The following is a 24,522-nucleotide window of genomic DNA, read 5'->3' as shown; positions in this document are numbered from 1 at the left end:
TGCAGCGCATTACCGCGCCTTCAGCCTCAAGGCTTGGCCCGCAACTGCTGCTGCAAATTCTGAATCTGCGCCTGAAGGGTGTTGATGTTGCGGGTGACCTGGCCACGGAAGGCGTCGAACTCGGCGGTGTTGGACGAGCCTGACGCGGCGGCCGGGCGGTTGTCCTGCTCGCTTTTGAGCACGATCATGTCTTGTTCCAGACGTTCGATGGCGGCGCTCGGGTTGCCTTGTTTTTTCAGCGCAACGATGTCGGCACCGAGGCTTTTTAGCTGGGCGTCGAATTTTTCAGTGTCCGCCGGGGCGCTTTTCAGGGCGGCCAGTTCACTGCTCAGGGCTTTGACCTGGGCCTGCAATTGCGTGTTGGCGGTCTGGTGCTCGGTGTTCTGGGCGGTGGCTTGCGCCAGGCGCTTGTCCAGGTCGGCGGTTTGCGCAGTCATTTGCGCCAGACGCTTGTCCAGGTCCGACGTCTGGCCGGCAACGCCCTGCTGCTGTTTGCTCTGGTCCTGGAGTTTGCTTTCCAGTTGCCTGATCTGCAGTTTCAGCGCTTCGCTGTCACTGGTGACGTTGGTCTGACTGGCGACCACCTTGCCGGAAATGTCCTGCAAGCGCCCCGCTGCATCCTCACTGATACGCGCGAAACTTTCCTGGGTCGCCACCAGTTGCTGTTCCATTAGCGAGATCTGCTGAAAGCTCCACCACGCAAGGCCGGCGAACGCAAAGAACAAGGCGCCGACCAGCGCCCACAACGGGCCGGTGCTGGCCGCCCTGACCTTGACCACCGGCGGCGTGCGCGAATGCACGGCGGTGCGGGCGGTGGGCACAAAATCATCGTCGTCGAGGCTGTCGGCGCGCAGGCTCGGTACATCGTCGAAGTCGTCGTTGGCATCGTTACGCATGGACATTGAGTCAACCTTTGTGGAACGCGGTGATGGCTTGATGGGGCGAAGTATAAACCCGTCAGCCGCATCGATTGACCCTGAACCCCACTCTGCGTTCAGTAACGGGATTTGTCAGTGAATGTCCTGAGCCTTCCACCAGCCGCAGAATTCATCGAGCGCAGTCCAGAGACTGACCTTCGGGTCGTAGTCCAGATAATGCCGCGCGCGACTGATGTCCAGGGTGAAATTTTTGTTCATGACCTGCATGCCCAGGCGCGACAGGGTCGGTTCGGGGCGACCCGGCCACAGCTTGCACGCGCCCTCGTTGAGCGCCGCCACAGCGTAGGCCAGACCGTAGGAACGGTAGCGGGTCACCTGTGGGACGTCCATTTTGCGCATGACGTAATTGACCACGTCCCACAATGGAATCGGCGTGCCGTTGCTGATGTTGTAGGCCTTGCCCAACGCCGAACCGCTGGCCAGCAAGCTGCTGAGCAACGCTTCGTTGAGGTTTTGCACGCTGGTGAAATCGACCTTGTTCAAACCGTTTCCGATGATTGCCAGGCGACCTTTGCGTTGCATGTTCAGCAGTCGCGGGAAGATGCTCATGTCGCCGGCACCGGTCACGAAACGCGGGCGCAGGGCCAGGGTTTCGAGGCCGAACTCCTGGGCGCCGAAGACCTTTTGCTCGGCCAGGAATTTGGTCGCGGCGTAGGGATGCTTGAAGCGCTTGGGCACCTGTTCTTCGGTCAATCCGAGGTGATCGCGGCCGTCGAAGTAGATCGACGGCGAGGACAAATGCACCAGTCGCCGCACACGTTGCTTCAGGCAGGCTTCGACCACGTTTTCGGTGACCTGAACGTTGCCTTGATGGAAGTCCTGATAACGTCCCCACACGCCGACAGCACCGGCGCAATGCACCACGGCTTCGACATCGGAACACAGGTCGCGCGCCAGTTGCGGGTCGCTCAAGTCGCCCGCAATGAACTCGGCGCCACGGCGCACCAGATGCTCGACGCTTTCGGCCCGGCGACCGTTGACCCGCACGTCCAGGCCCTGCTCCAGGGCGAAACGCGCAAAGCGCCCGCCGATGAAGCCGCTTGCGCCGGTGACCAGAATCTTCATGTAGTGCTCCGAATATTTCGTTTTGCGTAGTGCGTGAGGTCTTGACGCTGCCGGTCAGGTCAACGGCACCAGCCATTGCCTCGACGAGCGCACCAATTGATCGGTCAGCAACCCCAGCAACTGACCGCCATTGCGCCAATGATGCCAGTACAGCGGCACATCGATGGGCTTATCTGGCAAAAGCTCCACCAGAACGCCGCGCTCAAGTTGCTCGCGCACCTGTAATTCCGGCACCAGGCCCCAGCCGAGGCCGGCTTCCGTCAGGCGAATGAAGCCTTCGGATGACGGGCATAAATGGTGTTCGAAACCGCCGTCAACGCCGAGGGACGCGAGGTAGCGATGCTGTAGGAAATCGTCCGGCCCAAACACCAGCGCCGGCGTTTTCGACAACTGATCGGCGCGAACGCCGTGCGGAAAATGCCGGGCGATGAACGCAGGACTGGCCAGCGCGCGATAACGCATGGCGCCCAACAGGACGCTGCGCGCCCCGGCCACCGGACGTTCGCTGGCACAGACACACGCCGCCACTTCGCCTGCACGCATGCGTTTGAGGCCGACGGTCTGGTCCTCGACCACCAGATCCAGCAGCAAGTGTTGCTCGGCGCAAAAATCGCCGACCGCCTCGGCCCACCAGGTGGCGAGGCTGTCGGCGTTCAGGGCGATGCGCAGACGTTCCGGCAGGCCTTCTTCATCCAGCGCCGGCACCAGTGTCTGGAGATCGCGCTCCAGCAAGCGCACCTGCTGCACGTGGTTGAGCAAGCGCCGACCGATTTCAGTCGGAGCCGGCGGCGTAACCCGCACCAGCACCGGTTGGCCGACCCGTGCTTCCAGCAGTTTGATGCGCTGGGAGATCGCCGATTGTGACAACCCGAGCACCTGCGCGGCACGTTCGAAACCGGCCTGTTCAACCACCGCGGCCAAGGCAGACAGCAATTTATAGTCGAACATCAGTTTTCCTAATGAGCGATCAGCATGATTGGTTTTTCTTATACAGGTTAGCAGCAGAGAATGCGCGGCAAGAACTCTTGAACAAGGATTACCGACATGGCTGGCGAAACTTCACTGGCAACATTGCTACGCAGCATGAGCCCGCAACTCAACGCCGGCGAATACGTGTTCTGCACCCTGCGGGACGGTCAATTGCCATCGAACCTTGAGATTGTCGGCAGCTTTCGCGAGCAGGAAGGACTGACGGTGATTCTGGAACGTTCCCACGCAGAACAGGCCGGTTTCAGCTTCGACTACGTCGCAGCCTGGATCACCCTCAACGTGCATTCGGCCCTCGAAGCCGTCGGCCTGACCGCCGCGTTCGCCACCGCGCTGGGCCAGGCCGGGATCAGTTGCAACGTGATCGCCGGTTACTACCACGATCATTTACTCGTCGGCCAGGCCGATGCCGAACGCGCCCTGCAAGTGTTGCGGGATCTGGCAGCCAACGCGGAGTAAAACTTATGTGGCAAAGCTATGTGAATGGCCTGTTGGTGGCCGCGGGGCTGATCATGGCGATCGGCACTCAGAATGCGTTTGTGCTGGCCCAGAGCCTGCGACGTGAACACCACCTGCCGGTGGCAGCGCTCTGCGTGACCTGCGATGCGTTGCTTGTGGCGGCCGGCGTATTCGGTCTGGCGACCGTGCTGGCGCAAAACCCGACATTGCTGGCCATCGCTCGCTGGGGCGGCGCGGCGTTTCTGCTGTGGTACGGCAGCCTCGCGCTGCGCCGGGCCTGCTCGAAGCAAAGTCTGCAACAGGGTGAAAACCAGACGGTCCGTTCACTGCGCGCGGTGATGCTCAGCGCCCTAGCGGTGACCTTGCTCAACCCGCATGTTTATCTGGATACCGTTTTACTGATTGGCTCTCTCGGTGCGCAACAAACCGAGCCAGGGGCTTATGTGGTCGGTGCGGCCAGCGCTTCGCTGCTTTGGTTTTTCACGTTGGCGCTGGGCGCCGCATGGTTGGCGCCATGGCTGGCTCGACCAAGCACATGGCGGATCCTTGATTTGTTGGTGGCCGTCATGATGTTCGCCGTAGCCGGCCAACTGATCATCGCTACCTGATATTCCAAATGGCTCTGGAACCTCTATTCCACACAGTTGTTGCGTGGTTATGCCGCACCCCCGGTGCTATGATCCGGTTCGATGCGCCGCAAAGAGTACAAACTCCCCGGCGCTTGTCTGGCCGCCCGTGATCGGCCTTGCGCTCACCGCAACTGACCTGATTAGGAGAATCATCATGGCTTTCGAATTGCCGCCGCTGCCTTACGCACACGATGCCCTGCAGCCGCACATTTCCAAGGAAACCTTGGAGTACCACCACGACAAGCACCACAACACCTACGTCGTGAACCTGAACAACCTGGTGCCAGGCACCGAGTTCGAAGGCAAGACCCTGGAAGAAATCGTCAAGTCTTCCTCGGGCGGTATCTTCAACAACGCCGCTCAAGTCTGGAACCACACTTTCTACTGGAACTGCCTGGCGCCAAACGCCGGCGGTCAACCAACCGGCGCACTGGCTGAAGCCATCAATGCTTCCTTCGGTTCGTTCGACAAGTTCAAGGAAGAATTCAGCAAGACTTCCATCGGCACCTTCGGTTCCGGTTGGGGCTGGCTGGTGAAAAAGGCTGACGGTTCCCTGGCCCTGGCCAGCACCATCGGCGCCGGCAACCCGCTGACCAACGGCGACACCCCGCTGCTGACCTGCGACGTCTGGGAACACGCTTACTACATCGACTACCGCAACGTTCGTCCGAAATACGTCGAAGCGTTCTGGAACCTGGTCAACTGGAAATTCGTGGCTGAGCAGTTCGAAGGCAAAACCTTCACCGCTTAAGCTCGACGCCAGTCAAAAAACCCGGCTTTTGCCGGGTTTTTTTATGGGTTTGGAAACGTACAAAGCCAGGTGTTCCCGTAAAACGGGTCGGCAGCTCTGCCGCCATCGCCGGAACGCCGCCCGCAGCAAGCCGGCTCCTACAAGGTCTGGGTACAGTCGAGAAAACAGGTCGGCTGTCAGGCCGTCATCGCCAGCAAGCCGGCTCCTACAGGGGGGTGGGGACAGCCGTGAAAACAGGTCGGCTGTCAGGCCGCCATCGCCGGCAAGCCGGCTCCTACAGGGGGTGGGTACAGTCGTGGAAGCAGGTTGGCTGCCAGGCCGTCATCGCCGGCAAGCCGGTTCCTACAAAAGCAGACAGGCGCCCACCACTCGCTTCTCACCACTCATCAGGCCGAGCGTTAGCTCGCCTTCAGCTTTTGATCTGAGCGCCCCTTCGGGAGGCCGAGTGGAGGTTCTGCGCAGTGGGCAGCCCGGCATGGATGCCGGGCTAGCCGCCCCCGGCCATGGATGGCCGATGGCGGCGGGCCCACGGAGCAGGACCGGAGCGAGGGAACGCCGAGCCTTAGCGAGGGGCCGGACGCTGGGGCAAGACTTTTTGGTTACTTTTGAGGCGTTTGTCAAAAGTGACTCGCCGTAAGGGCGAAACCATAAGCGGCCGTTACCGCAGGAACGGATATGTACACCCGAAAGAAAATGGTCCGCCATTAGGCCGCCATCGTCGGAACGCCGCCCGCAGCAAGCCGGCTCCTACAGGAGATCGAGGTGTTACAGAGGGGTGATTTCAGGCAATGAAACAAGCGTTAAGCCCCTTGCCCCAACACCACAGACGTCTACCATCAACCAAATGGAAAATAAGTCCAAATCCCCCTCAAGTTGAAGGACTCGACTACCGACACAGTACTAATAGGGCAAATACTCCAGGCAACAGCATTTCGGCCAACCCACAGGCAAATTCCCCTGTGTTTGATTGTCCCTTTGACTGCCATCACGGGATTGCCAATACTCATGGCAACTTGATGCTACCTGCACGGAACAAGGAATGACTCTTTGAAGCTGGAACTCAAGAACAGCTTGTCGGTGAAGTTGCTCCGGGTCGTGCTCCTGTCGGCATTGATCGTCGGCGTGGTCTTGAGCTGCGCGCAGATCGTTTTCGATGCCTATAAAACACGCCAGGCCGTGGCAGGCGATGCCCAGCGCATCCTCGACATGTTCCGCGACCCCTCGACCCAGGCCGTCTACAGCCTGGACCGGGAGATGGGCATGCAGGTGATTGAAGGCCTGTTTCAGGACGACGCCGTCCGCCAGGCCTCCATCGGCCACCCCAATGAAGCCATGCTCGCGCAAAAATCCCGCGAGTTGCAGCAGTCCAGCAGCCGCTGGCTGACCGACCTGATCCTCGGCAAGGAACGCACCTTCACCACTCAACTGGTGGGTCGCGGCCCGTACAGCGAGTACTACGGCGACCTGAGCATCACCCTCGACACCGCCACCTACGGACAAGGGTTCATCGTCAGCTCGGTGATCATCTTCATTTCCGGGGTATTGCGCGCCCTCGCCATGGGGCTGGTGCTGTATCTGGTCTACCACTGGCTGTTGACCAAACCGCTGTCGCGGATCATCGAGCACCTGACCGAAATCAACCCGGACCGCCCCAGCGAGCACAAGATTCCACAGCTCAGAGGCCACGAGAAAAACGAACTGGGCATCTGGATCAACACCGCCAACCAGTTGCTCGAGTCTATCGAGCGCAACACCCACCTGCGCCACGAAGCGGAAAACAGCCTGCTGCGCATGGCCCAGTACGATTTCCTCACCGGCCTGCCGAACCGCCAGCAATTGCAACAGCAACTGGACAAGATCCTCGTCGACGCCGGCAAACTGCAACGCCGGGTCGCGGTGTTGTGTGTTGGCCTCGATGACTTCAAGGGCATCAACGAACAGTTCAGCTATCAGACCGGCGACCAACTGCTGCTGGCGCTGGCTGATCGCCTGCGGGGCCACAGCGGTCGCCTTGGCGCCCTCGCCCGACTGGGTGGCGATCAGTTCGCCCTGGTTCAGGCCGATATCGAACAACCCTACGAAGCCGCCGAACTGGCGCAAAGCATTCTCGATGACCTGGAAGCGGCATTCGCCCTCGATCATCAGGAGATTCGCCTGCGCGCCACCATCGGCATCACCCTGTTCCCCGAGGATGGCGACAGCACCGAGAAGCTGCTGCAAAAAGCCGAGCAGACCATGACCCTGGCCAAGACTCGCTCGCGCAACCGTTATCAGTTCTATATCGCCAGTGTCGACACCGAGATGCGTCGTCGTCGCGAACTGGAAAAGGACCTGCGCGACGCGTTGATCCGCAACCAGTTCTACCTCGTCTACCAACCGCAGATCAGCTACCGCGATCATCGGGTGGTGGGCGTCGAAGCATTGATTCGCTGGCAACATCCCGAACACGGGCTGGTGCCGCCGGACCTGTTCATCCCGCTGGCCGAGCAGAACGGCACCATCATTGCCATTGGCGAATGGGTGCTGGATCAGGCCTGCAAACAATTGCGCGACTGGCATGACCAGGGCTTCACCGACCTGCGCATGGCGGTGAACCTGTCCACGGTGCAATTGCACCACGCCGAGCTGCCGAGGGTGGTCAACAACCTGTTGCAAATGTACCGCCTGCCACCGCGCAGCCTGGAGCTGGAAGTCACCGAAACCGGCCTGATGGAAGACATCAGCACCGCCGCCCAGCACCTGCTGAGCCTGCGTCGCTCCGGTGCGTTGATCGCCATCGACGACTTCGGCACCGGTTACTCATCGCTGAGTTACCTGAAAAGCCTGCCGCTGGACAAGATCAAGATCGACAAGAGCTTCGTACAAGACCTGCTCGATGACGACGACGATGCAACCATCGTTCGGGCCATCATCCAGTTGGGCAAGAGCCTTGGCATGCAGGTCATTGCAGAGGGGGTGGAAACCGTCGAGCAAGAGGCCTACATCATTTCCGAAGGCTGCCACGAAGGTCAGGGCTACTTTTACAGCAAGCCATTGCCGGCGCGAGAACTGGGCGCCTATCTCAAGCAGGCCCAGCGCAGCAACGCGGCTATTTTGTAAAAATCAAAAGAGATCGCCGCCTCGTTTCACTCGACAGCTCCTACATTGGACCTCGTGCGCCTGTAGGAGCTGTCGAGTGAAACGAGGCGGCGATCTTTTGATCTGCGACACAATCCCTGTCTGAATAAGAAATATTTCCAAGAACAACCCTTTACACATAATGCGAAAGATTTGCATTATGTCGCAGTTTTGCGCGCTAGCTGCGCCATTCCACCCCCTCTCGAAGCAGGATGTTCGCCATGATTCGTATGCCTCTGGCTACCGCCAGTCTGTTGGCCATCGCTATTTCCCTCGCCGGTTGTGGCGAAGGCAAAGACAAAGCTGCCGCCCCAGCGCCTACGCCAGCCGCCACTACCACTGCCCCCGCTGCCGCACCTGCGCCAGCTGCTGCCGGTAAAGTCGACGAAGCCGCTGCCAAAGCCGTTGTCGCGCATTACGCCGACATCGTCTTCGCCGTTTACAGCGATGCCGAATCCACCGCGAAAACCCTGCAAACCGCCGTCGACGCCTTCCTTGCCAAGCCGAACGCCGAAACCCTGAAAGCCGCCAAGGCTGCCTGGATCGCTGCTCGCGTTCCTTACCTGCAGAGCGAAGTGTTCCGCTTCGGCAACACCATCATCGACGACTGGGAAGGTCAGGTGAACGCCTGGCCACTGGACGAAGGCCTGATCGACTACGTCGATAAATCCTACGAGCACGCACTGGGTAATCCGGGCGCTACCGCCAACATCATCGCCCACACTGAAGTTCAGGTCGGCGAAGACAAGATCGACGTGAAAGACATCACCCCGGAAAAACTCGCCAGCCTGAACGAGCTGGGTGGTTCCGAGGCCAACGTCGCCACCGGCTACCACGCCATCGAATTCCTGCTCTGGGGCCAGGACCTGAACGGCACCGGCCCTGGCGCCGGCAACCGTCCAGCCTCCGACTACCTGGAAGGCAAAGGCGCCACCGGCGGTCACAACGATCGTCGTCGCGCCTACCTGAAGTCCGTGACCCAACTGCTGGTCAGCGACCTGGAAGAAATGGTCGGTAACTGGAAGCCGAACGTGGCCGACAACTACCGCGCCACCCTGGAAGCGGAACCAGTGGATTCCGGCCTGCGCAAAATGCTGTTCGGCATGGGCAGCCTGTCCCTGGGCGAACTGGCGGGCGAGCGCATGAAGGTTTCCCTGGAAGCCAACTCCCCTGAAGACGAACACGATTGCTTCAGCGACAACACCCACAACTCGCAGTTCTACGATGCCAAAGGCATTCGTAACGTGTACCTGGGCGAATACACCCGTGTCGACGGCACCAAAATGACCGGCGCCAGCCTGTCCTCCCTGGTGGCCAAGGCGGACCCGGCGGCCGACACCGCGCTGAAAGCCGACCTGGCTGCAACCGAAGCCAAGATGCAGGTCATTGTCGATCACGCCAACAAGGGTGAGCACTACGACCAGTTGATCGCCGCCGGCAACACCGCTGGCAACCAGATCGTTCGTGACGCCATCGCTTCGCTGGTCAAGCAGACCGGTTCGATCGAAGCCGCCGCTGGCAAGCTGGGCATCAGCGACCTGAACCCGGACAACGCTGATCACGAATTCTGATCAACGCTGGCTGAATAAAAAGGCGACCTTCGGGTCGCCTTTTTCATGCCTGCCTGAATGCATTCCCTGTGGGAGCGGGCTTGCCCGCGATGGCGGCAGCACATTCAACACATGTATTTACTGGCCCACCGCTTTCGCGGGCAAGCCCGCTCCCACAGGAATTTCGATTAACCTGATGCAGTGATCATCTCCAAACCCTGCCCCACATCAACCAAACGATAATTCCTCTTATTCAATCTCCCCTGCCCTGTTAGACTTTACGCCCTTGTTTTGCTCGTCTTGCAGGATGTCTGATGCCCTCGCTGCCTCTTCGCTTGTCCGCACTGTTTCTGGCCCTGGGCCTGAGTGCCTGCGATGACGCCCCGCGTTTTACCCAGGCCGAACCCGGTGAAGCCAGGTCCGGTGGCAGCGCGACCGTGCGCAAGACCGATCAGAACGCCTTTTCCCTGCCCTCCGCCAACCTGCCGCCTTCACGGCGCGTGGACTTCAGCGTCGGCAACAGTTTCTTCCGCAACCCCTGGGTGATCGCCCCGTCGACCACCACGGCCCGCGACGGCCTCGGCCCACTGTTCAACACCAACGCTTGCCAGGGCTGCCATATCAAGGACGGTCGCGGTCACCCGCCTGCACCTGATGCAGTGAATGCCGTTTCGATGCTGGTGCGCCTGTCGATACCCGACTCACCGACCTACGCCAAAATCATCGAGCAGCAAGGTGTCGTGCCGGAGCCGGTCTACGGCGGCCAGTTCCAGGACATGTCGGTGCCCGGCGTGACTCCGGAAGGCAAGGTGCGGGTCGATTACACGCCGGTGCCGGTGCGTTTCAAGGACGGCACCGAAGTCGAGTTGCGCAAGCCGACATTGCAGATCACCCAACTCGGCTACGGCCCGATGCACCCGGACACGCGTTTCTCGGCGCGCGTCGCCCCTCCAATGATTGGCCTCGGTTTGCTTGAGGCGATCCCGGAAGAAGCGATCCTGGCCAATGCCGCCGCGCAGGCCAAAGAGAAAAACGGCATCAATGGCCGACCGAACCAGGTCTGGGATGACGCACAACAGAAAACTGTCCTCGGCCGATTCGGCTGGAAGGCCGGGCAACCGAACCTCAATCAACAGAATGTTCACGCGTTTTCTGGTGATATGGGCCTCACGACCAGCCTGAGACCCTTTGATGACTGCACCGATGCGCAAACCGCCTGCAAACAGGCGCCGAACGGCAACGGCCCGGACGGCGAACCGGAAGTCAGCGATAACATTCTGCGTCTGGTGCTGTTCTACAGCCGTAACCTTGCCGTACCGGCTCGCCGCGATGTCGGCACACCGCAAGTGCTGGCCGGCAAGACCCTGTTTTTCCAGGCTGGATGCCAGTCCTGCCACACACCGAAATACACCACCGCCGCCAACGCGGCAGAACCTGAACTGGCCAATCAAGTGATTCGCCCTTACAGCGATCTGCTGCTGCACGACATGGGCGACGGCCTGGCCGACAACCGCAGCGAATTCCAGGCCAGTGGCCGCGACTGGCGCACGCCGCCGTTGTGGGGCATAGGCCTGACGCAGGCAGTCAGTGGCCACACCCAGTTCTTGCATGACGGCCGCGCCCGCAATCTGCTCGAAGCCGTGCTCTGGCATGGCGGCGAAGCAAAAGCGGCCCAGCAACAGGTTTTGTCTTTCAATGCCGAGCAGCGCGCTGCGTTGCTGGCGTTTTTGAATTCCCTTTAAACGTATTCCTTAGCGGGAGCCCTAAATGTTCCGTCCCAAGTTGTTGTTCACCAGCCTTGCCGCACTCGCCCTCGGCGCCTGCTCACCGCAGGATCCACAGGCTGTCACGTCGGCGGCCATCGCCAAGTCGGTGATCCTGCCGACCTACACGCGCTGGGTTGAAGCCGATCGCCAGTTGGCCGTCAGTGCGTTGGCCTATTGCGAAGGCAAGGAAAACCTCGACACCGCCCGCGCCGATTTCCTGCATGCGCAGAAAGCCTGGGCCGAACTGCAACCGCTGCTGATCGGGCCGCTGGCCGAAGGCAATCGCGCCTGGCAGGTGCAATTCTGGCCGGACAAGAAAAACCTGGTGGGCCGTCAGGTCGAGCAACTGGTCACCGCCCAACCACAGATCGATGCCGCCGCCCTGGCCAAATCCAGCGTTGTGGTGCAAGGCCTTTCGGCCTACGAATACATCCTGTTCGACAGCAAGCCTGACGTGGCCAACGAGGCGCAAAAAGCCAAGTATTGCCCTCTGCTGAAAGCCATTGGCGAGCGCCAGAAACAGCTGGCCGAAGAGATTCTGAAAACCTGGAACAACACCGACGGCATGCTCGCGCAGTTGAGCAAATTCCCGAACCAGCGCTACGCCGACTCCCACGAAGCGATTGCCGATCTCCTGCGTGTACAGGTCACCGCTCTCGACAGCCTGAAGAAAAAACTCGGCACGCCGATGGGCCGCCAGACCAAGGGTGTTCCGCAACCATTCCAGGCTGACCTGTGGCGCAGCCAGTCGTCCCTGACGAGTATGGAAGCGAGCCTCGCCGCCGCCAAAACCGTGTGGGAAGGCGTCGACAACAAAGGCCTGCGCGGCTTGCTGCCAAGCGAGCAGAAGCCTTTGGCCGACAAGATCGACGCCGCTTATGCCGCGTCCCTGAAACTGTTCGCCAGTAATCAGCGCTCGCTGACCGAGATGCTCAACGACGACGCCGGTCGCCAGCAACTCAACGACATCTACGACAGCCTCAACGTGGTCCACCGCCTGCACGAAGGCGAACTGGCCAAGGCGCTGGGCATCCAACTGGGCTTCAACGCCAACGACGGTGACTGATGAGGGCGAGTGCCATGCTGCGACGACAGGCTCTGACGTTAGGTAGTTTGCTGCTGGGAGCAGTGACACTGGGCGGCTGGACGCTGTTCAAGCAAAAGGACAAGAGCCCGCTGCTGCTTTCGGCGCGGGACGATGGCGACGGCAAGCACTACGCCGTCGGTTATCGGCTGGACGGTACGCGGGTGTTCGCCACCCAGGTCGGCCAGCGTTGCCACGACATCATCAACCACCCGACGCTGCCGATCGCGCTGTTCGTCGCCCGGCGCCCGGGCACCGAAAGCTATCTGATCGACCTGCGCGACGGCACGCTGCTGCAAACCGTGGTCTCGCAACCGAACCGGCATTTCTACGGTCACGCGGTGATTCACCAGAGCGGCGACTGGCTGTATGCCACCGAGAACAACACGTCCGATCCCGGTCGCGGCTTGCTCGGTGTGTACAAGTTCGAAGGCGAGCGTCTGGTGCACAGCGGCGAGATTTCGACCCACGGCATCGGTCCGCATCAGGTGTCGTGGATGCCCGATGGCGAAACCCTGGTGGTGGCCAACGGAGGCATTCGCACCGAGGCAGAAAGCCGCGTCGAGATGAACCTCAACGCCATGGAACCGAGCCTGGTGCTGATGCAGCGCGACGGTACCTTGCTGAGCAAGGAAACCCTCGTCCAGCCGATGAACAGCGTGCGGCACCTGGGGATCGCCAGCGATGGCACCATCGTCGCCAGTCAGCAATTCATGGGGCCGTCCCATGAGTCGTCGGAGCTGTTGGCGATCAAGCGTCCGGGGCAACCGTTCGTGGCGTTCCCGGTGCCCGAGCATCAATTGCAGGCCATGGGGCATTACACCGCCAGCGTCGCGGTGCACAGTGATTTGCGCCTGATCGCGTTGACGGCGCCACGGGGCAATCGCTTTTTCATCTGGGACATGGACAGCGGTGAAGTGCGCCTGGATGCGCCGCTTCCCGATTGCGCCGGGGTGGGTGCGGTGGCCGATGGTTTTGTCGTGACCTCGGGTCAAGGCCGATGCCGGTACTACGATTGCCGTCAGACAAATCTTGTTGCAAAACCCCTCGAACTGCCTGCGGGGCTCTGGGATAACCACCTGCATTTGATGGCGTAATGACCCGGTTCCTTCAGCAAACGTACCCCTTGTAGGAGCCGGCTTGCTGGCGATGGCGATCTAGAGATCACCGCACCGTTTAACGGCCAAATCGCCAGCAAGCTGGCTCCTACAGGTTTTGCGGTGGCCTGTAAAAAGTGGCAGTTGGAATACCCGGCACACTCGGAGTAATGTGCCCGACTGTCTCACCTGATTTTCTCCAAGGAAGTGGAAATATGCTGCGTCGCCGCATGCTGATCATGTTGGGTGTTGTTCTGTTGATCGTGCTGGTCCTGGCCGGTTACAAAGCCTTCTCCATCTACACGATGATTCAAGGCTTCGCTGTGCCGAAACCGCCGATCAGCGTCGCCGTGGCTACTGCTACCGAGCAACCGTGGCAGGAACGCCTGCCTACCGTCGGCACGCTCAAGGCGCTGCAAGGCGTGGACCTGAGCCTGGAGACTGACGGCACCGTCATCGATTTGCAGTTCGAGTCAGGGCAGAAGGTCAAGGCCGGTCAACCACTCCTGCGCCTCGACAGCGCCGTGGAAAGTGCCTTGCTGGAAACCGCCCAGGCCGACCTCGGGCTGGCCCAGCTCGATTACGGTCGCGGTAGCCAACTGGTGGGCAGCCAGGCCATTTCCAAAGGTGAATTCGACCGACTTTCGGCGGTGCTGAAAAAGAGCAAAGCCACGGTCAATCAACTCAAGGCTGCGCTCGGCAAAAAAAGCATCGTTGCCCCCTTCAGCGGGACCATCGGCATTCGGCAGGTGGACGTTGGCGACTATCTTGCCAGCGGCACCATGATTGCCACCCTGCAAGACCTCAGCAGTCTCTACGTCGACTTTTTCGTGCCCGAACAGTCGGTGCCGAAGATCGCCATCGGCCAGCCGGTTGCAATCATCGTCGCGGCTTACCCGGCGCAGACCTTCCCCGGCACCATCAGCGCGATCAATCCGAAAATCGAGAACAGCACGCGCAACATGCAGGTCCGCGCGACCCTGGCCAACCCCGACGGCAAACTGTTACCGGGCATGTTCGCCAGCCTCCAGGTGATGCTGCCCGACCCGCAGCCCCGCATCGTCGTGCCGGAAAGCGCGATCACGTACACGCTGTACGGCAACTCGCTGTACGTCGTCGCACAGAAAAAAACCGAAGACGGCAAGCTGGAAAAAGACGACAAGGGCCAACCGATCCTGATTGCCGAACGCCGTTTCATCGAAACCGGCGAGCGACGCGATGGGCAGGTGATGATTACCAAAGGCGTGCAGAGCGGCGAAAAAGTGGTCACCGCCGGCCAGATCAAACTGGACAACGGCGCGCACATTGCCATCAGCGACGACAAGACTTTAGCCGAGAAGAACAGCCCGCCACGCGCGGACTGATCAAGGAATCCCCATGGCTTTTACCGACCCGTTCATCCGCCGCCCGGTGCTCGCCACCGTGGTCAGCCTGTTGATTGTGCTGCTGGGCTTTCAGGCCTGGAGCAAGCTGCCGCTGCGCCAATATCCGCAAATGGAAAACGCCCTGATCACGGTGACCACCGCGTACCCCGGGGCGAACGCCGAAACCATTCAGGGCTACATCACCCAACCGATGCAACAGAGTCTGGCGAGCGCCGAGGGCATCGACTACATGACCTCGGTCAGTCGCCAGAACTTCTCGGTGATCTCGATCTACGCGCGCATCGGTTCCAACAGCGACCGCTTGTTCACCGAGCTGCTGGCCAAGGCCAACGAAGTGAAAAACCAGTTGCCTCAGGACGCCGAAGACCCGGTACTGAGCAAGGAAGCCGCCGATGCGTCGGCGCTGATGTACATCAGCTTCTTCAGCAAGGAAATGACCAACCCGCAGATTACCGACTACCTCTCGCGAGTGATTCAGCCAAAACTGGCGACCCTGCCAGGCATGGCCGAGGCCGAGATTCTCGGCAACCAGGTATTCGCCATGCGCCTGTGGCTGGACCCGGTGAAACTGGCGGGGTTCGGCCTCAGCGCCAGCGATGTGACCGATGCCGTGCGCAAGTACAACTTCCTCTCCGCCGCCGGCGAAGTGAAAGGCGAGTACGTGGTCACCAGCATCAACGCCAACACCGAGCTCAAATCCGCCGAAGCCTTCGCCGCGATTCCGCTCAAGGTCGACGGTGACAGCCGGGTGCTGCTCAGCGATGTCGCGCGGGTCGAGATGGGCGCCGAAAACTACGACACCATCAGCTCCTTCGGTGGCACGCCCTCGGTGTACATCGGCATCAAGGCCACGCCCGGCGCCAACCCGCTGGACGTGATCAAGGAAGTGCGCAAGATCATGCCGGACCTGGAAGCCCAGCTGCCGCCGAACCTCAAGGGTGAAATTGCCTACGACGCCACGCTGTTCATCCAGGCCTCGATCGACGAAGTGGTGAAAACCCTGTTCGAAGCGGTGCTGATCGTGATCGTCGTGGTGTTTCTGTTCCTCGGTGCGCTGCGTTCGGTGGTGATCCCGGTGGTGACCATTCCGTTGTCGATGATCGGCGTGATGTTCTTCATGCAGATGATGGGCTACTCGATCAACCTGCTGACCCTGCTGGCGATGGTATTGGCCATTGGCCTGGTGGTGGACGACGCCATCGTGGTGGTGGAAAACATCCACCGCCACATCGAAGAAGGCAAGACGCCGCTGGACGCCGCCATTGAAGGCGCCCGGGAAATCGCCATGCCGGTGGTCTCGATGACCATCACACTGGCGGCGGTCTACGCCCCGATCGGCTTCCTGACCGGCCTCACCGGGGCGCTGTTCAAGGAGTTCGCCCTGACACTGGCCGGGGCGGTGGTGATCTCCGGCATCGTCGCCCTGACGTTGTCGCCGATGATGTGCGCCTTTCTGCTGCGCCACGACGAAAACCCCAGCGGCCTTGCTCACCGGCTGGACCTGATTTTCGAAGGGCTCAAGCGCCGCTACCAGCGCATGCTGCACGGCACGCTCAACACTCGGCCGGTGGTGCTGGTGTTCGCGGTGATCGTGCTGTGCCTGATTCCGGTGCTGCTCACCTTCACCAAATCGGAACTGGCACCGGACGAGGACCAGGGCGTCATTTTCATGCTGGCCAGCGCCCCGCAGCCGACCAACCTTGATTACCTGAACACCTACACCGACGAGTTCGTCAGCATCTTCAAGGCGTTTCCCGAGTACTACTCCTCGTTCCAGATCAACGGCTTCAACGGCGTGCAATCGGGGATTGGCGGTTTCCTGCTCAAACCGTGGAACGAGCGTGACCGCACGCAAATGCAGATCCTGCCTGCGGTCCAGAGCAAACTGGAAAGCATTCCAGGGTTGCAGATTTTCGGCTTCAACCTGCCTTCCCTGCCAGGGACCGGCGAAGGGCTGCCGTTTCAATTCGTCGTCAATACCGCCAACAATTACGAGTCGCTGCTGCAAGTGATGGACCGGGTGAAAAAACGCGCGATGGAGTCCGGCAAATTTGCCTTCGTCGACGTTGACCTGGCCTTCGACAAACCCGAAGTCGTGGTCGATATCGACCGAGCGAAGGCCGCGCAAATGGGCGTGTCCATGCAGGATTTGGGCGGCACGCTGGCGACGTTGCTGGGCGAGGCGGAGATCAACCGGTTCACCATTGAAGGTCGCAGCTACAAAGTCATCGCGCAGGTCGAACGGCCCTTCCGGGACAACCCCGACTGGCTGAACAACTATTACGTGAAGAACACCAAGGGCGAACTGCTGGCCCTGTCGACCCTGATTACCGTGACCGACCGGGCACGCCCGCGGCAACTGAATCAGTTCCAGCAACTCAACTCGGCGATCCTGTCCGGGGTCCCGCTGGTGAGCATGGGTGAAGCCCTCGACGCGGTGCGTCAGATTGCCCGGGAAGAGGCACCCGCGGGTTTTGCCGTCGACTATGCCGGTGCATCGCGGCAGTACGTGCAGGAAGGCAGTGCGCTGTGGGTCACTTTTGCCTTGGCATTGGCGATCATTTTCCTGGTGCTGGCGGCGCAGTTCGAAAGCTTCCGTGATCCGCTGGTGATTCTGGTGACCGTGCCGCTGTCGATCTGCGGCGCACTGATTCCGCTGTTCCTCGGCTGGTCGAGCATGAACATCTACACCCAGGTCGGGCTGGTGACGTTGATCGGGTTGATCAGCAAGCACGGGATCCTGATCGTCGAGTTCGCCAACCAGTTGCGCAAGGACAAGGGCCTGACGCCGCGCGAAGCGGTGGAAGAAGCGGCGGCCATTCGTCTGCGGCCGGTGCTGATGACCACCGCGGCGATGGTGTTTGGCATGGTGCCGTTGATCATTGCCACGGGGGCGGGAGCTGTCAGCCGGTTCGACATCGGCACGGTGATCGCCACGGGGATGTCGATCGGGACGTTGTTTACACTGTTTGTGCTGCCGTGCGTGTACACGTTACTGGCTAAACCCGATAAACCATAAAAAGCTGTGTAGGAGCGAGGCTTGCCCGCGAAAGCGGTGTGTCAGGCACGACGCCTTCGCGGGCAAGCCTCGCTCCTACAATAACGGGCATGAAAAAGGCCTCGCATATGCGAGGCCTTTTATTTGGGCTTCAATCTGGTCAACTCTGCGGCCTCAGTCCTTGAGAAAGTCCGAACATGAACAGCAATAAATCATGATCGGGTTGGGTTGCAACGGTCGCCTTCGCAACCCGCGGCATAGGACAACGCGCGTCCCCGTTCACTGAACTGAGGACTTGCGTGCGGGGCTGCTCCCAAGCCGCCACCGCCAGTGAAGCAACTGCCAAGGCTCCTATCAAGAACAAACCTCTAGCAATTTCGAGTTTCATTGCTATAAACCTTTGATAGCGCTGCCAAACGCCGTCTCATAAAGGTAGACGAGATTTTTCCAGTCCGTATCGCTGAACGACGAGTGGCGACGCAGTTGCCTCATGTCATGGGTAGCGGCGCGACGGGCGGTCAAACGCCGCCGACTCTTCTCCAGATCGAGCATGGCAACCTCGACGTTCGCGGCCTCGCCCTCGCCAGTGACGCGTACGAATACGTGCTTCATATAGAGGCAGCCGTGCTGCCAGCGGTTCTTGTGCATGCGGGCCAGATTCTCGGCCAGATCCTTCAGGACCCGATCATGCACCGCCTCGCCATGACGCTCGCGAGCACCGCCTGCATACCATTGTTCGATTTCTTCGAAACCGTCCAGTGCCTTGGTCACCAGCAATGCGCGCCACTTGTGAACCGGGTCATGCTGCGCACCACAGAAAACGATTTCCGGAACGCGCACGTCGATCAGGCGCATGCCCAGGAGCGCATCTCGCTCACGCAACACCGTCGGCCGACCGAAAGGATGCAGCCAACTCCGATAGGTATGTCCGGTCTGACGTTTGACGTAGAGCAGTTGTCCCTTGCTGCTCTTGATACGCTGCACGCCACTTTCCCCGCCGCGACGGACATTGGGTTCTTCAACCCATTCACCGCGTTGATTCCAGAAATAGTCAAAGCGGTCTTGGGAAGCGACGTCCGTTTCTGCTGCACACTGCACTGCCATTGAGTTACCTCTTGCGTAATACATAAATCCGCCACATGGCATAGAGCGGTAGAAAGTCCAGTTGTTCCTGGATTCGAAAACCCGCCTGCTCGAACTCCTTTTCGACCGTAGCCACAGGTAACACAAATCGGTTTTGGTAACCGAGATGCCCACGTGTTTTTTCAAGCCGCCTGCGTTTCCAGGCTTTGAAGTTGCCGTCCACCCACAACGAAAGGATCACGCTATCACGCGTGACGCGTTCGAGTTCACGCAGAATGACCAGTCGATGCTCGGCTTCACCGATGTGGTGCAGCAAGCGCATACAAAAAATGCTGTCGACGGCATTATCAGGCAAGGCAATGTCGAATGCAGATGTGTGCAAGGGTTGTACCCGTTTCACCACATCGGCCGGTTGCGCCTTCAAAGCGATCTTCAGCATGGACTCGGAGTTGTCCGCACCGATAATCACCCGATTGGTTTTTTCCGCCAGTAGTGGCCAGAAGCGCCCGGCACCGCAGGGCAAATCGAGAACCAGGCCAGGTTCACCGGCCAGTGCCAAAGCCTTGCGCACCAGTTGCTCGTCACGCCAGTGAGACAGTCGGCGACCGAGTCCGTCCTGATGTTTGTGCAGGTCTTTCTGAGCGTGTTGATCGTCGTATTTTTCGGAAAAATCAAGTTTGATCGGGCCCGCCATCACGAAGGACTCCTGCGTTTCTGATGACCACTATCCTAGGGGATGGCGTGTCAGCGTCAGGTCATGCCTTCGTGAAAAAATCGTGGTGTAAAACCCCGAATTATTTCGAAGTTTTACAGGTTGACGGCGGTGGCCGAGGGCCACCAACGAAATCAACTGTCGCGCTGACTCAACGTCACCTGAAAGCGACAGCCATTGGGCTCCATGGTCGTCAGGCTGACATTCCACCCCTGGTTCTCGCAGATCCGCTGCACCAGCGACAGGCCCAGCCCCAGGCCTTCACCGCGTTTCTCGTTGCCACGCACAAACGGCTCGAACATCGCCTCGCGTTTTTCCTCGGGAATGCCCACACCACTGTCCTCGACCGTGAAACCGGTGGTCGTCAGCGTCAAACGGATGAAGCCCCGTTCGGTGTAATGCAGCGCGTTACGCAGCAGGTTACCCATGACTGCGTGCAACAGGGTTGCGTTGTAGCAGGTGCTGACCGGATTGCCCGGTTCAAATATCAGCGACAGCCTTTTTGCCTCGATCGGTTCTCGCCATAAATTGAGCAGCCCGTCGGCGACCTGGCTCAAGGACTGCTGCGGCGCCATGCTGGCGTCTTCATGCTGGGCGCGGGCCAGCATCAGGAAGGTTTGCACCAGCTCACGCATCTCCTCGCAGGCGCGGGCGATTCGTTCTACCTGAGCCCGCCCCCGCTGGTCGATGCCGGGGTTTTCCAGCAACAGCTCACAGGAACTGGCCAGCACCATCAACGGGGTGCGCAATTCGTGGCTGACGTCACTGGTGAACAATCGCTCCCGGGTCAATGCCTGCCGCAAGCGCCCGAGGGTGGCGTCGAAGGCGACCGCCAGCTCGCCCACTTCATCAGCGGCGTAGTCCGGTGCCAACGGAGGCGCCAGCCCCAGGAGCTGATCACGGTGACGCACCTGCCGGGCGAGACGCACCACCGGCGCCATCACTTTGCGCGCAAGGATCCAGCCGAGGAAGACCGCCAACGCCAGGCTCAGGACGAAGCCCACCAGCACCACCGCGAACAACACCCGCTCGCGCTCTTCGAAATCACTCTGGTCTTGCAGCAGCACATAACGCCGGCCGTCGACGACTTCGACCATCGCGTGATACGACAGCTGCTCCCGGAACACCTCGTGAAAACCCGGCTCCAGATGACGTAAATCCTTAGGCAAGTCGAAATCGCCCGGCCCGCCGCTGAAGTAGAACAGCTGGTCTGGTTCCGGACGATGGCTCCAGTCCGAGACACTGTCCATCAACAACAGACGTTGCAGATCGCCACCCAGGCCTGCCGAAATCAGTTTTTCTTCCACCAGGTGCACGGTTGCCACAATGCCCATGGCGAAGGCGCCCGCCACCAATGCGCTCATCAGCGCAAAGGCGATGATGATCCGCTGAGCAAGGCTTTGTTTAAACTCCATCACGGCCCTCGGCCAAGCGATAACCCACACCGTGTACGGTTTGCAGCAACGGTTTGGCGAACGGTTTGTCGATCACCTGACGCAATTGGTGGACGTGGCTGCGCAGGCTGTCGCTGTCCGGACAGTCATCGCCCCACAGGGCCTCTTCGAGAATTTCCCGACGCAAGACGTGCGGACTTTTCTGCATCAGCACGGCCAACAGTTTCAGGCCGACCGGGTTGAGTTTCAGCAAGCGCCCTTCGCGGGTGACTTCCAGAGTATCGAGGTCGTAGCTCAGATCCCCGACTTGCAGGGTACGACGACCGCCGCCCTGCGCCCGGCGCATCACCGCTTCGATCCGCGCGGCCAGTTCAGACAGGGCGAAAGGTTTGATCAGGTAATCATCGGCCCCGGACTTGAAGCCTTGCAGCCGGTCGTCCAGTTGATCGCGAGCGGTCAGCATGATCACCGGGGTGTCACGACGAGCGTCTTCGCGCAGGCGTTTGCACAGGGTATAACCGTCGATGCCGGGCAACATGATGTCGAGCACGATCAAGTCGTAGTGCTCGGTGGCCGCCAGGTGCAGGCCTGACAAACCGTCCTGCGCGCAATCCACGGTGTAGCCTTTGAGCCCCAGGTAATCAGCCAGATTGGCCAGGATATCGCGGTTGTCTTCAACCAAAAGAATTCGCATGGGCACCTCCTCCGTACACAGTAACGGCCGTCTTGGCCCGCGCAGCTTAAGGCCTGGCGTGGCGCAGAGCCAGAACTGTGTGCAGTGGTCAAATCCATTGATAAGCCGGGTGTGACGTTGACGATTTTTTCACTATCGATTCACACAGCAGCGACAGAAACAGGCCCAAACTCCGCGCGGCTGCGCTCTCAAGAACATTTAACCAACCAAGGAACTGCCATGGTTTCGACCACTGCCCGCCCCGCCTCTCGCCCTCTAAACTTCTGGGTGTGCCTGGGTGTGCCCGCCGTTGCGGCGATCATTCTGGTGCTGCTCGAACTGACGCCCGTGGACATGGACCTGGCGAGGATGTTTTACGACCCGGCTGCGGGGGATTTCATCGGACGACACAGTTACTTCCTCGAAAACATCCTGCATGACCGCGCCAAGCAAGTGGTCATCGCGTTTTCGGTGTTGGCCATCTTCGGCTTCATCGGCGCCTTTTTCATCGACCGGCTCAAACCCTTCAAACGGGAACTGGGCTGCCTGGTGCTGTCTCTAGGCCTGGCGACCTCTTTTGTCACGCCCGTCAAAGCGGTAACCGCAGTTCAATGCCCATGGAGCCTGGAGCAATTCGGCGGTCATGAAACCTACAGCGAACTGCTCAGCCCGCGCCCACCTACCGACAAACCTGGCCGTTGCTGGCCGGGGGGTCATGCCGCCACCGGTTTCACGTTGTTTGCGCTGTTTTTCGTGCTGCGCGACCGACGTCCGCGTCTGGCGAGCAAGGCGCTGGTATTCGCGTTTGCGCTGGGCACGGTGTTTTCTATCGGCCGGATGCTGCAGGGCGCGCATTTTTTCTCGCACAACGTGTGGACAGCGATTTTCTGCTGGCTGATTTGTCTCGGGTCGTATTACTTCCTCCTGTATCGGCCTGTGGTGAAAGTCGAACAAGCAGCCAAGGCAGAACCAGTCAGCGCCTGATCTGACGCCTTCGCGGGCAAGCCTCGCTCCTACGGTGTGTGATTAACCTGTAGGAGCGAGGCTTGCCCGCGAAGGGGTCCTCAAAGACAACACAACTTTCCGGCACGCAATAAAAAACCCCGCCTGCTTTCGCAGGCGGGGTTTTTTCGTACGGGGTAAGGCTGGCTTACATCATGCCGCCCATGCCGCCCATACCGCCCATGTCTGGCATACCGCCGCCAGCTGGAGCGTCGTCCTTGATCTCGGCGATCATGGCTTCGGTAGTGATCATCAGGCTGGCAATCGACGAAGCCGCTTGCAGAGCCGAACGAGTCACTTTGGCCGGGTCCAGGATACCCATTTCGATCATGTCGCCGTATTCGCCGGTCGCAGCGTTGTAACCGTAGTTACCCGAACCCTGCTTGACCTTGTCCACAACTACGCTTGGCTCGTCGCCGGAGTTGGCAACGATCTGGCGCAGTGGAGCTTCTACAGCGCGACGCAGCAACTGGATGCCAACGTTCTGGTCATCGTTGTCGCCTTTCAGCTCGGAGATAGCCTGCAGAGCGCGAACCAGTGCCACGCCGCCACCAGGTACCACGCCTTCTTCAACGGCTGCACGGGTAGCGTGCAGGGCGTCTTCAACGCGGGCTTTCTTCTCTTTCATTTCAACTTCGGAACCAGCGCCAACCTTAATCACTGCAACGCCGCCGGACAGCTTGGCCAGACGCTCTTGCAGTTTTTCACGGTCGTAGTCGGACGAAGTGTCGGCCACTTGCTGACGGATCTGCAGAACGCGAGCCTGGATGTCAGCCTCAACGCCGGCACCGTCGATCACGGTGGTGTTTTCTTTGGACAGGATCACGCGCTTGGCATTACCCAGGTGTTCCAGGGTAGTGCTTTCCAGGCTCAGACCGATCTCTTCGGAGATAACGGTACCGCCAGTCAGAACAGCGATGTCCTGCAGCATGGCCTTGCGACGGTCGCCGAAGCCTGGAGCCTTGACGGCTGCGACTTTGACGATGCCACGCATGTTGTTCACAACCAGAGTCGCCAGGGCTTCGCCTTCAACGTCTTCGGCCACGATCAGCAGTGGACGGCCGGCTTTGGCAACGGCTTCCAGTACTGGCAGCATTTCGCGGATGTTCGAGATTTTTTTGTCGACCAGCAGGATCAGCGGACCGTCCAGCTCGGCAGTCATGGTCTCTGGCTTGTTGACGAAGTACGGAGACAGGTAGCCACGGTCGAACTGCATGCCTTCAACAACCGACAGTTCGTTTTCCAGGCCCGAGCCTTCTTCAACGGTGATCACGCCTTCTTTACCGACTTTTTCCATGGCTTCGGCAATGATGTCGCCGATGGAGTTGTCGGAGTTGGCCGAGATGGTGCCGACCTGAGCGATTGCCTTGGTGTCAGCGCATGGCTTGGACAGGGCTTTCAGCTCTTTGACGATCGCGATGGTCGCTTTGTCGATACCGCGCTTGAGGTCCATCGGGTTCATGCCGGCAGCGACGGCTTTCAGGCCTTCGTTGACGATCGATTGAGCCAGAACGGTAGCGGTGGTGGTGCCGTCGCCTGCGTCATCGTTGGCACGGGAGGCAACGTCTTTGACCAGCTGCGCGCCCATGTTTTCGAAGCGATCTTTCAGCTCGATTTCTTTGGCAACGGATACGCCGTCCTTGGTGATGGTCGGAGCGCCGAAGCTCTTCTCGATGATCACGTTACGGCCTTTAGGGCCCAGGGTCGCTTTTACTGCGTCAGCCAGGACGTTTACACCGGCGAGCATTTTCTTGCGGGCGGAGTCGCCGAATTTAACTTCTTTAGCAGCCATGATCGATATTCCTTAAATACTTTGTAGTAGCGGGAAAATG

Annotated in this window: 20 protein-coding genes; 11 read left to right on the top strand and 9 right to left on the bottom strand. The window is 60.0% G+C overall.

All coding sequences use genetic code 11. From position 1 onward, the window contains the following. Positions 1–26 precede the first annotated feature (26 nt). From ACYZUC_RS26345 to ACYZUC_RS26335, 3 genes are all read right to left on the bottom strand, one after another. Positions 27–902: an ATPase gene (locus tag ACYZUC_RS26345; RefSeq protein WP_461991366.1), complete on the bottom strand. Its 876-nt coding sequence runs from the start codon at positions 900–902 to the stop codon at positions 27–29. Between the two features lie 108 nt (positions 903–1,010). After that, positions 1,011–2,003: an NAD-dependent epimerase/dehydratase family protein gene (locus ACYZUC_RS26340; protein ID WP_008034350.1), complete on the bottom strand. Its 993-nt coding sequence runs from the start codon at positions 2,001–2,003 to the stop codon at positions 1,011–1,013. A 54-nt stretch (positions 2,004–2,057) separates the two neighbouring features. Continuing rightward, a complete protein-coding gene (locus ACYZUC_RS26335) occupies positions 2,058–2,951 on the bottom strand; it encodes a LysR family transcriptional regulator ArgP (RefSeq protein ID WP_461991365.1) in 894 nt (297 codons plus the stop codon). Between the two features lie 96 nt (positions 2,952–3,047). Between ACYZUC_RS26335 and ACYZUC_RS26330 the strand changes: the two genes are divergently transcribed. The 10 genes from ACYZUC_RS26330 to ACYZUC_RS26285 all read left to right on the top strand — a co-directional run bounded on the left by ACYZUC_RS26330 (position 3,048) and on the right by ACYZUC_RS26285 (position 17,847). Then, the gene (locus tag ACYZUC_RS26330; protein ID WP_461991362.1) at positions 3,048–3,449 is read left to right on the top strand and encodes an ACT domain-containing protein; all 402 of its coding nucleotides are present in this window, start codon (positions 3,048–3,050) and stop codon (positions 3,447–3,449) included. Between the two features lie 5 nt (positions 3,450–3,454). Further along, positions 3,455–4,057 carry a LysE/ArgO family amino acid transporter gene (locus tag ACYZUC_RS26325; protein ID WP_008034357.1) on the top strand — a complete coding sequence of 201 codons (603 nt, stop codon included), beginning with the start codon at positions 3,455–3,457 and terminating at the stop codon, positions 4,055–4,057. Between the two features lie 175 nt (positions 4,058–4,232). After that, the gene (locus tag ACYZUC_RS26320; protein ID WP_008034365.1) at positions 4,233–4,829 is read left to right on the top strand and encodes a superoxide dismutase; all 597 of its coding nucleotides are present in this window, start codon (positions 4,233–4,235) and stop codon (positions 4,827–4,829) included. Between the two features lie 1,047 nt (positions 4,830–5,876). Then, a complete protein-coding gene (locus ACYZUC_RS26315) occupies positions 5,877–7,928 on the top strand; it encodes a putative bifunctional diguanylate cyclase/phosphodiesterase (protein WP_461991361.1) in 2,052 nt (683 codons plus the stop codon). A gap of 239 nt (positions 7,929–8,167) precedes the next feature. Continuing rightward, positions 8,168–9,517 carry an imelysin family protein gene (locus ACYZUC_RS26310; RefSeq protein ID WP_461991360.1) on the top strand — a complete coding sequence of 450 codons (1,350 nt, stop codon included), beginning with the start codon at positions 8,168–8,170 and terminating at the stop codon, positions 9,515–9,517. A gap of 293 nt (positions 9,518–9,810) precedes the next feature. Continuing rightward, positions 9,811–11,238, top strand: coding sequence for a di-heme oxidoreductase family protein (locus tag ACYZUC_RS26305; RefSeq protein ID WP_461991359.1), 1,428 nt, complete (start codon positions 9,811–9,813; stop codon positions 11,236–11,238). A gap of 25 nt (positions 11,239–11,263) precedes the next feature. Continuing rightward, positions 11,264–12,328, top strand: a complete 1,065-nt coding sequence (locus ACYZUC_RS26300) for an imelysin family protein (protein WP_461991357.1) — start codon at positions 11,264–11,266, stop codon at positions 12,326–12,328. 14 nt (positions 12,329–12,342) lie between these two features. Next, positions 12,343–13,443, top strand: a complete 1,101-nt coding sequence (locus tag ACYZUC_RS26295; RefSeq protein WP_461991355.1) for a DUF1513 domain-containing protein — start codon at positions 12,343–12,345, stop codon at positions 13,441–13,443. Between the two features lie 215 nt (positions 13,444–13,658). Then, positions 13,659–14,807 carry an efflux RND transporter periplasmic adaptor subunit gene (locus ACYZUC_RS26290; protein ID WP_461991353.1) on the top strand — a complete coding sequence of 383 codons (1,149 nt, stop codon included), beginning with the start codon at positions 13,659–13,661 and terminating at the stop codon, positions 14,805–14,807. A 13-nt stretch (positions 14,808–14,820) separates the two neighbouring features. Beyond that, complete coding sequence (locus ACYZUC_RS26285; protein ID WP_461991351.1) at positions 14,821–17,847, top strand: multidrug efflux RND transporter permease subunit; 3,027 nt, start codon at positions 14,821–14,823, stop codon at positions 17,845–17,847. 139 nt (positions 17,848–17,986) lie between these two features. On the opposite strand, the gene ACYZUC_RS26280 is transcribed toward ACYZUC_RS26285, so the two are convergent. The 5 genes from ACYZUC_RS26280 to colR all read right to left on the bottom strand — a co-directional run bounded on the left by ACYZUC_RS26280 (position 17,987) and on the right by colR (position 21,709). Further along, on the bottom strand, positions 17,987–18,214 hold the full coding sequence (locus ACYZUC_RS26280) for a hypothetical protein (RefSeq protein WP_253431340.1): 228 nt from the start codon (positions 18,212–18,214) through the stop codon (positions 17,987–17,989). 2 nt (positions 18,215–18,216) lie between these two features. Beyond that, on the bottom strand, positions 18,217–18,930 hold the full coding sequence (locus tag ACYZUC_RS26275) for a lipopolysaccharide kinase InaA family protein (protein WP_461991349.1): 714 nt from the start codon (positions 18,928–18,930) through the stop codon (positions 18,217–18,219). Positions 18,931–18,934: 4 nt separating this feature from the next. Next, on the bottom strand, positions 18,935–19,603 hold the full coding sequence (locus tag ACYZUC_RS26270; RefSeq protein ID WP_461991348.1) for a class I SAM-dependent methyltransferase: 669 nt from the start codon (positions 19,601–19,603) through the stop codon (positions 18,935–18,937). A 152-nt stretch (positions 19,604–19,755) separates the two neighbouring features. Then, the gene (locus tag ACYZUC_RS26265; protein WP_461991346.1) at positions 19,756–21,036 is read right to left on the bottom strand and encodes a sensor histidine kinase; all 1,281 of its coding nucleotides are present in this window, start codon (positions 21,034–21,036) and stop codon (positions 19,756–19,758) included. After that, entirely contained in the window at positions 21,026–21,709 is a 684-nt protein-coding gene (gene colR, locus ACYZUC_RS26260; protein WP_008032118.1) for a two-component system response regulator ColR, read from the bottom strand. Before colR ends, ACYZUC_RS26265 begins: the two co-directional genes overlap by 11 nt. A 219-nt stretch (positions 21,710–21,928) precedes the next feature. Here colR and ACYZUC_RS26255 point away from each other — a divergent pair, with 219 nt between their 5' ends. Continuing rightward, positions 21,929–22,672, top strand: coding sequence for a phosphatase PAP2 family protein (locus ACYZUC_RS26255; RefSeq protein WP_461991344.1), 744 nt, complete (start codon positions 21,929–21,931; stop codon positions 22,670–22,672). Positions 22,673–22,838: 166 nt separating this feature from the next. On the opposite strand, the gene groL is transcribed toward ACYZUC_RS26255, so the two are convergent. Next, positions 22,839–24,482, bottom strand: coding sequence for a chaperonin GroEL (groL, locus tag ACYZUC_RS26250; protein ID WP_027922861.1), 1,644 nt, complete (start codon positions 24,480–24,482; stop codon positions 22,839–22,841). Positions 24,483–24,522: the final 40 nt, after the last annotated feature.

Source organism: Pseudomonas sp. GT1P32 (assembly GCF_054897805.1).
The sequence above is the reverse complement of the archived record's forward strand: the minus strand, read 5'-3'. Positions and strand labels throughout refer to the sequence as shown.

Coding starts and splice junctions, on each gene's coding strand:
- ACYZUC_RS26300 (WP_461991357.1), top strand. CDS start 11,264: ATGTTCCGTCCCAAGTTGTTGTTCACCAGCCTTGCCGCACTCGCCCTC.
- ACYZUC_RS26285 (WP_461991351.1), top strand. CDS start 14,821: ATGGCTTTTACCGACCCGTTCATCCGCCGCCCGGTGCTCGCCACCGTG.
- ACYZUC_RS26270 (WP_461991348.1), bottom strand. CDS start 19,603: ATGGCGGGCCCGATCAAACTTGATTTTTCCGAAAAATACGACGATCAA.
- ACYZUC_RS26305 (WP_461991359.1), top strand. CDS start 9,811: ATGCCCTCGCTGCCTCTTCGCTTGTCCGCACTGTTTCTGGCCCTGGGC.
- ACYZUC_RS26295 (WP_461991355.1), top strand. CDS start 12,343: ATGCTGCGACGACAGGCTCTGACGTTAGGTAGTTTGCTGCTGGGAGCA.
- ACYZUC_RS26335 (WP_461991365.1), bottom strand. CDS start 2,951: ATGTTCGACTATAAATTGCTGTCTGCCTTGGCCGCGGTGGTTGAACAG.
- ACYZUC_RS26330 (WP_461991362.1), top strand. CDS start 3,048: ATGGCTGGCGAAACTTCACTGGCAACATTGCTACGCAGCATGAGCCCG.
- ACYZUC_RS26265 (WP_461991346.1), bottom strand. CDS start 21,036: ATGGAGTTTAAACAAAGCCTTGCTCAGCGGATCATCATCGCCTTTGCG.
- groL (WP_027922861.1), bottom strand. CDS start 24,482: ATGGCTGCTAAAGAAGTTAAATTCGGCGACTCCGCCCGCAAGAAAATG.
- ACYZUC_RS26290 (WP_461991353.1), top strand. CDS start 13,659: ATGCTGCGTCGCCGCATGCTGATCATGTTGGGTGTTGTTCTGTTGATC.
- ACYZUC_RS26345 (WP_461991366.1), bottom strand. CDS start 902: ATGTCCATGCGTAACGATGCCAACGACGACTTCGACGATGTACCGAGC.
- colR (WP_008032118.1), bottom strand. CDS start 21,709: ATGCGAATTCTTTTGGTTGAAGACAACCGCGATATCCTGGCCAATCTG.
- ACYZUC_RS26325 (WP_008034357.1), top strand. CDS start 3,455: ATGTGGCAAAGCTATGTGAATGGCCTGTTGGTGGCCGCGGGGCTGATC.
- ACYZUC_RS26275 (WP_461991349.1), bottom strand. CDS start 18,930: ATGGCAGTGCAGTGTGCAGCAGAAACGGACGTCGCTTCCCAAGACCGC.
- ACYZUC_RS26320 (WP_008034365.1), top strand. CDS start 4,233: ATGGCTTTCGAATTGCCGCCGCTGCCTTACGCACACGATGCCCTGCAG.
- ACYZUC_RS26280 (WP_253431340.1), bottom strand. CDS start 18,214: ATGAAACTCGAAATTGCTAGAGGTTTGTTCTTGATAGGAGCCTTGGCA.
- ACYZUC_RS26255 (WP_461991344.1), top strand. CDS start 21,929: ATGGTTTCGACCACTGCCCGCCCCGCCTCTCGCCCTCTAAACTTCTGG.
- ACYZUC_RS26310 (WP_461991360.1), top strand. CDS start 8,168: ATGATTCGTATGCCTCTGGCTACCGCCAGTCTGTTGGCCATCGCTATT.
- ACYZUC_RS26340 (WP_008034350.1), bottom strand. CDS start 2,003: ATGAAGATTCTGGTCACCGGCGCAAGCGGCTTCATCGGCGGGCGCTTT.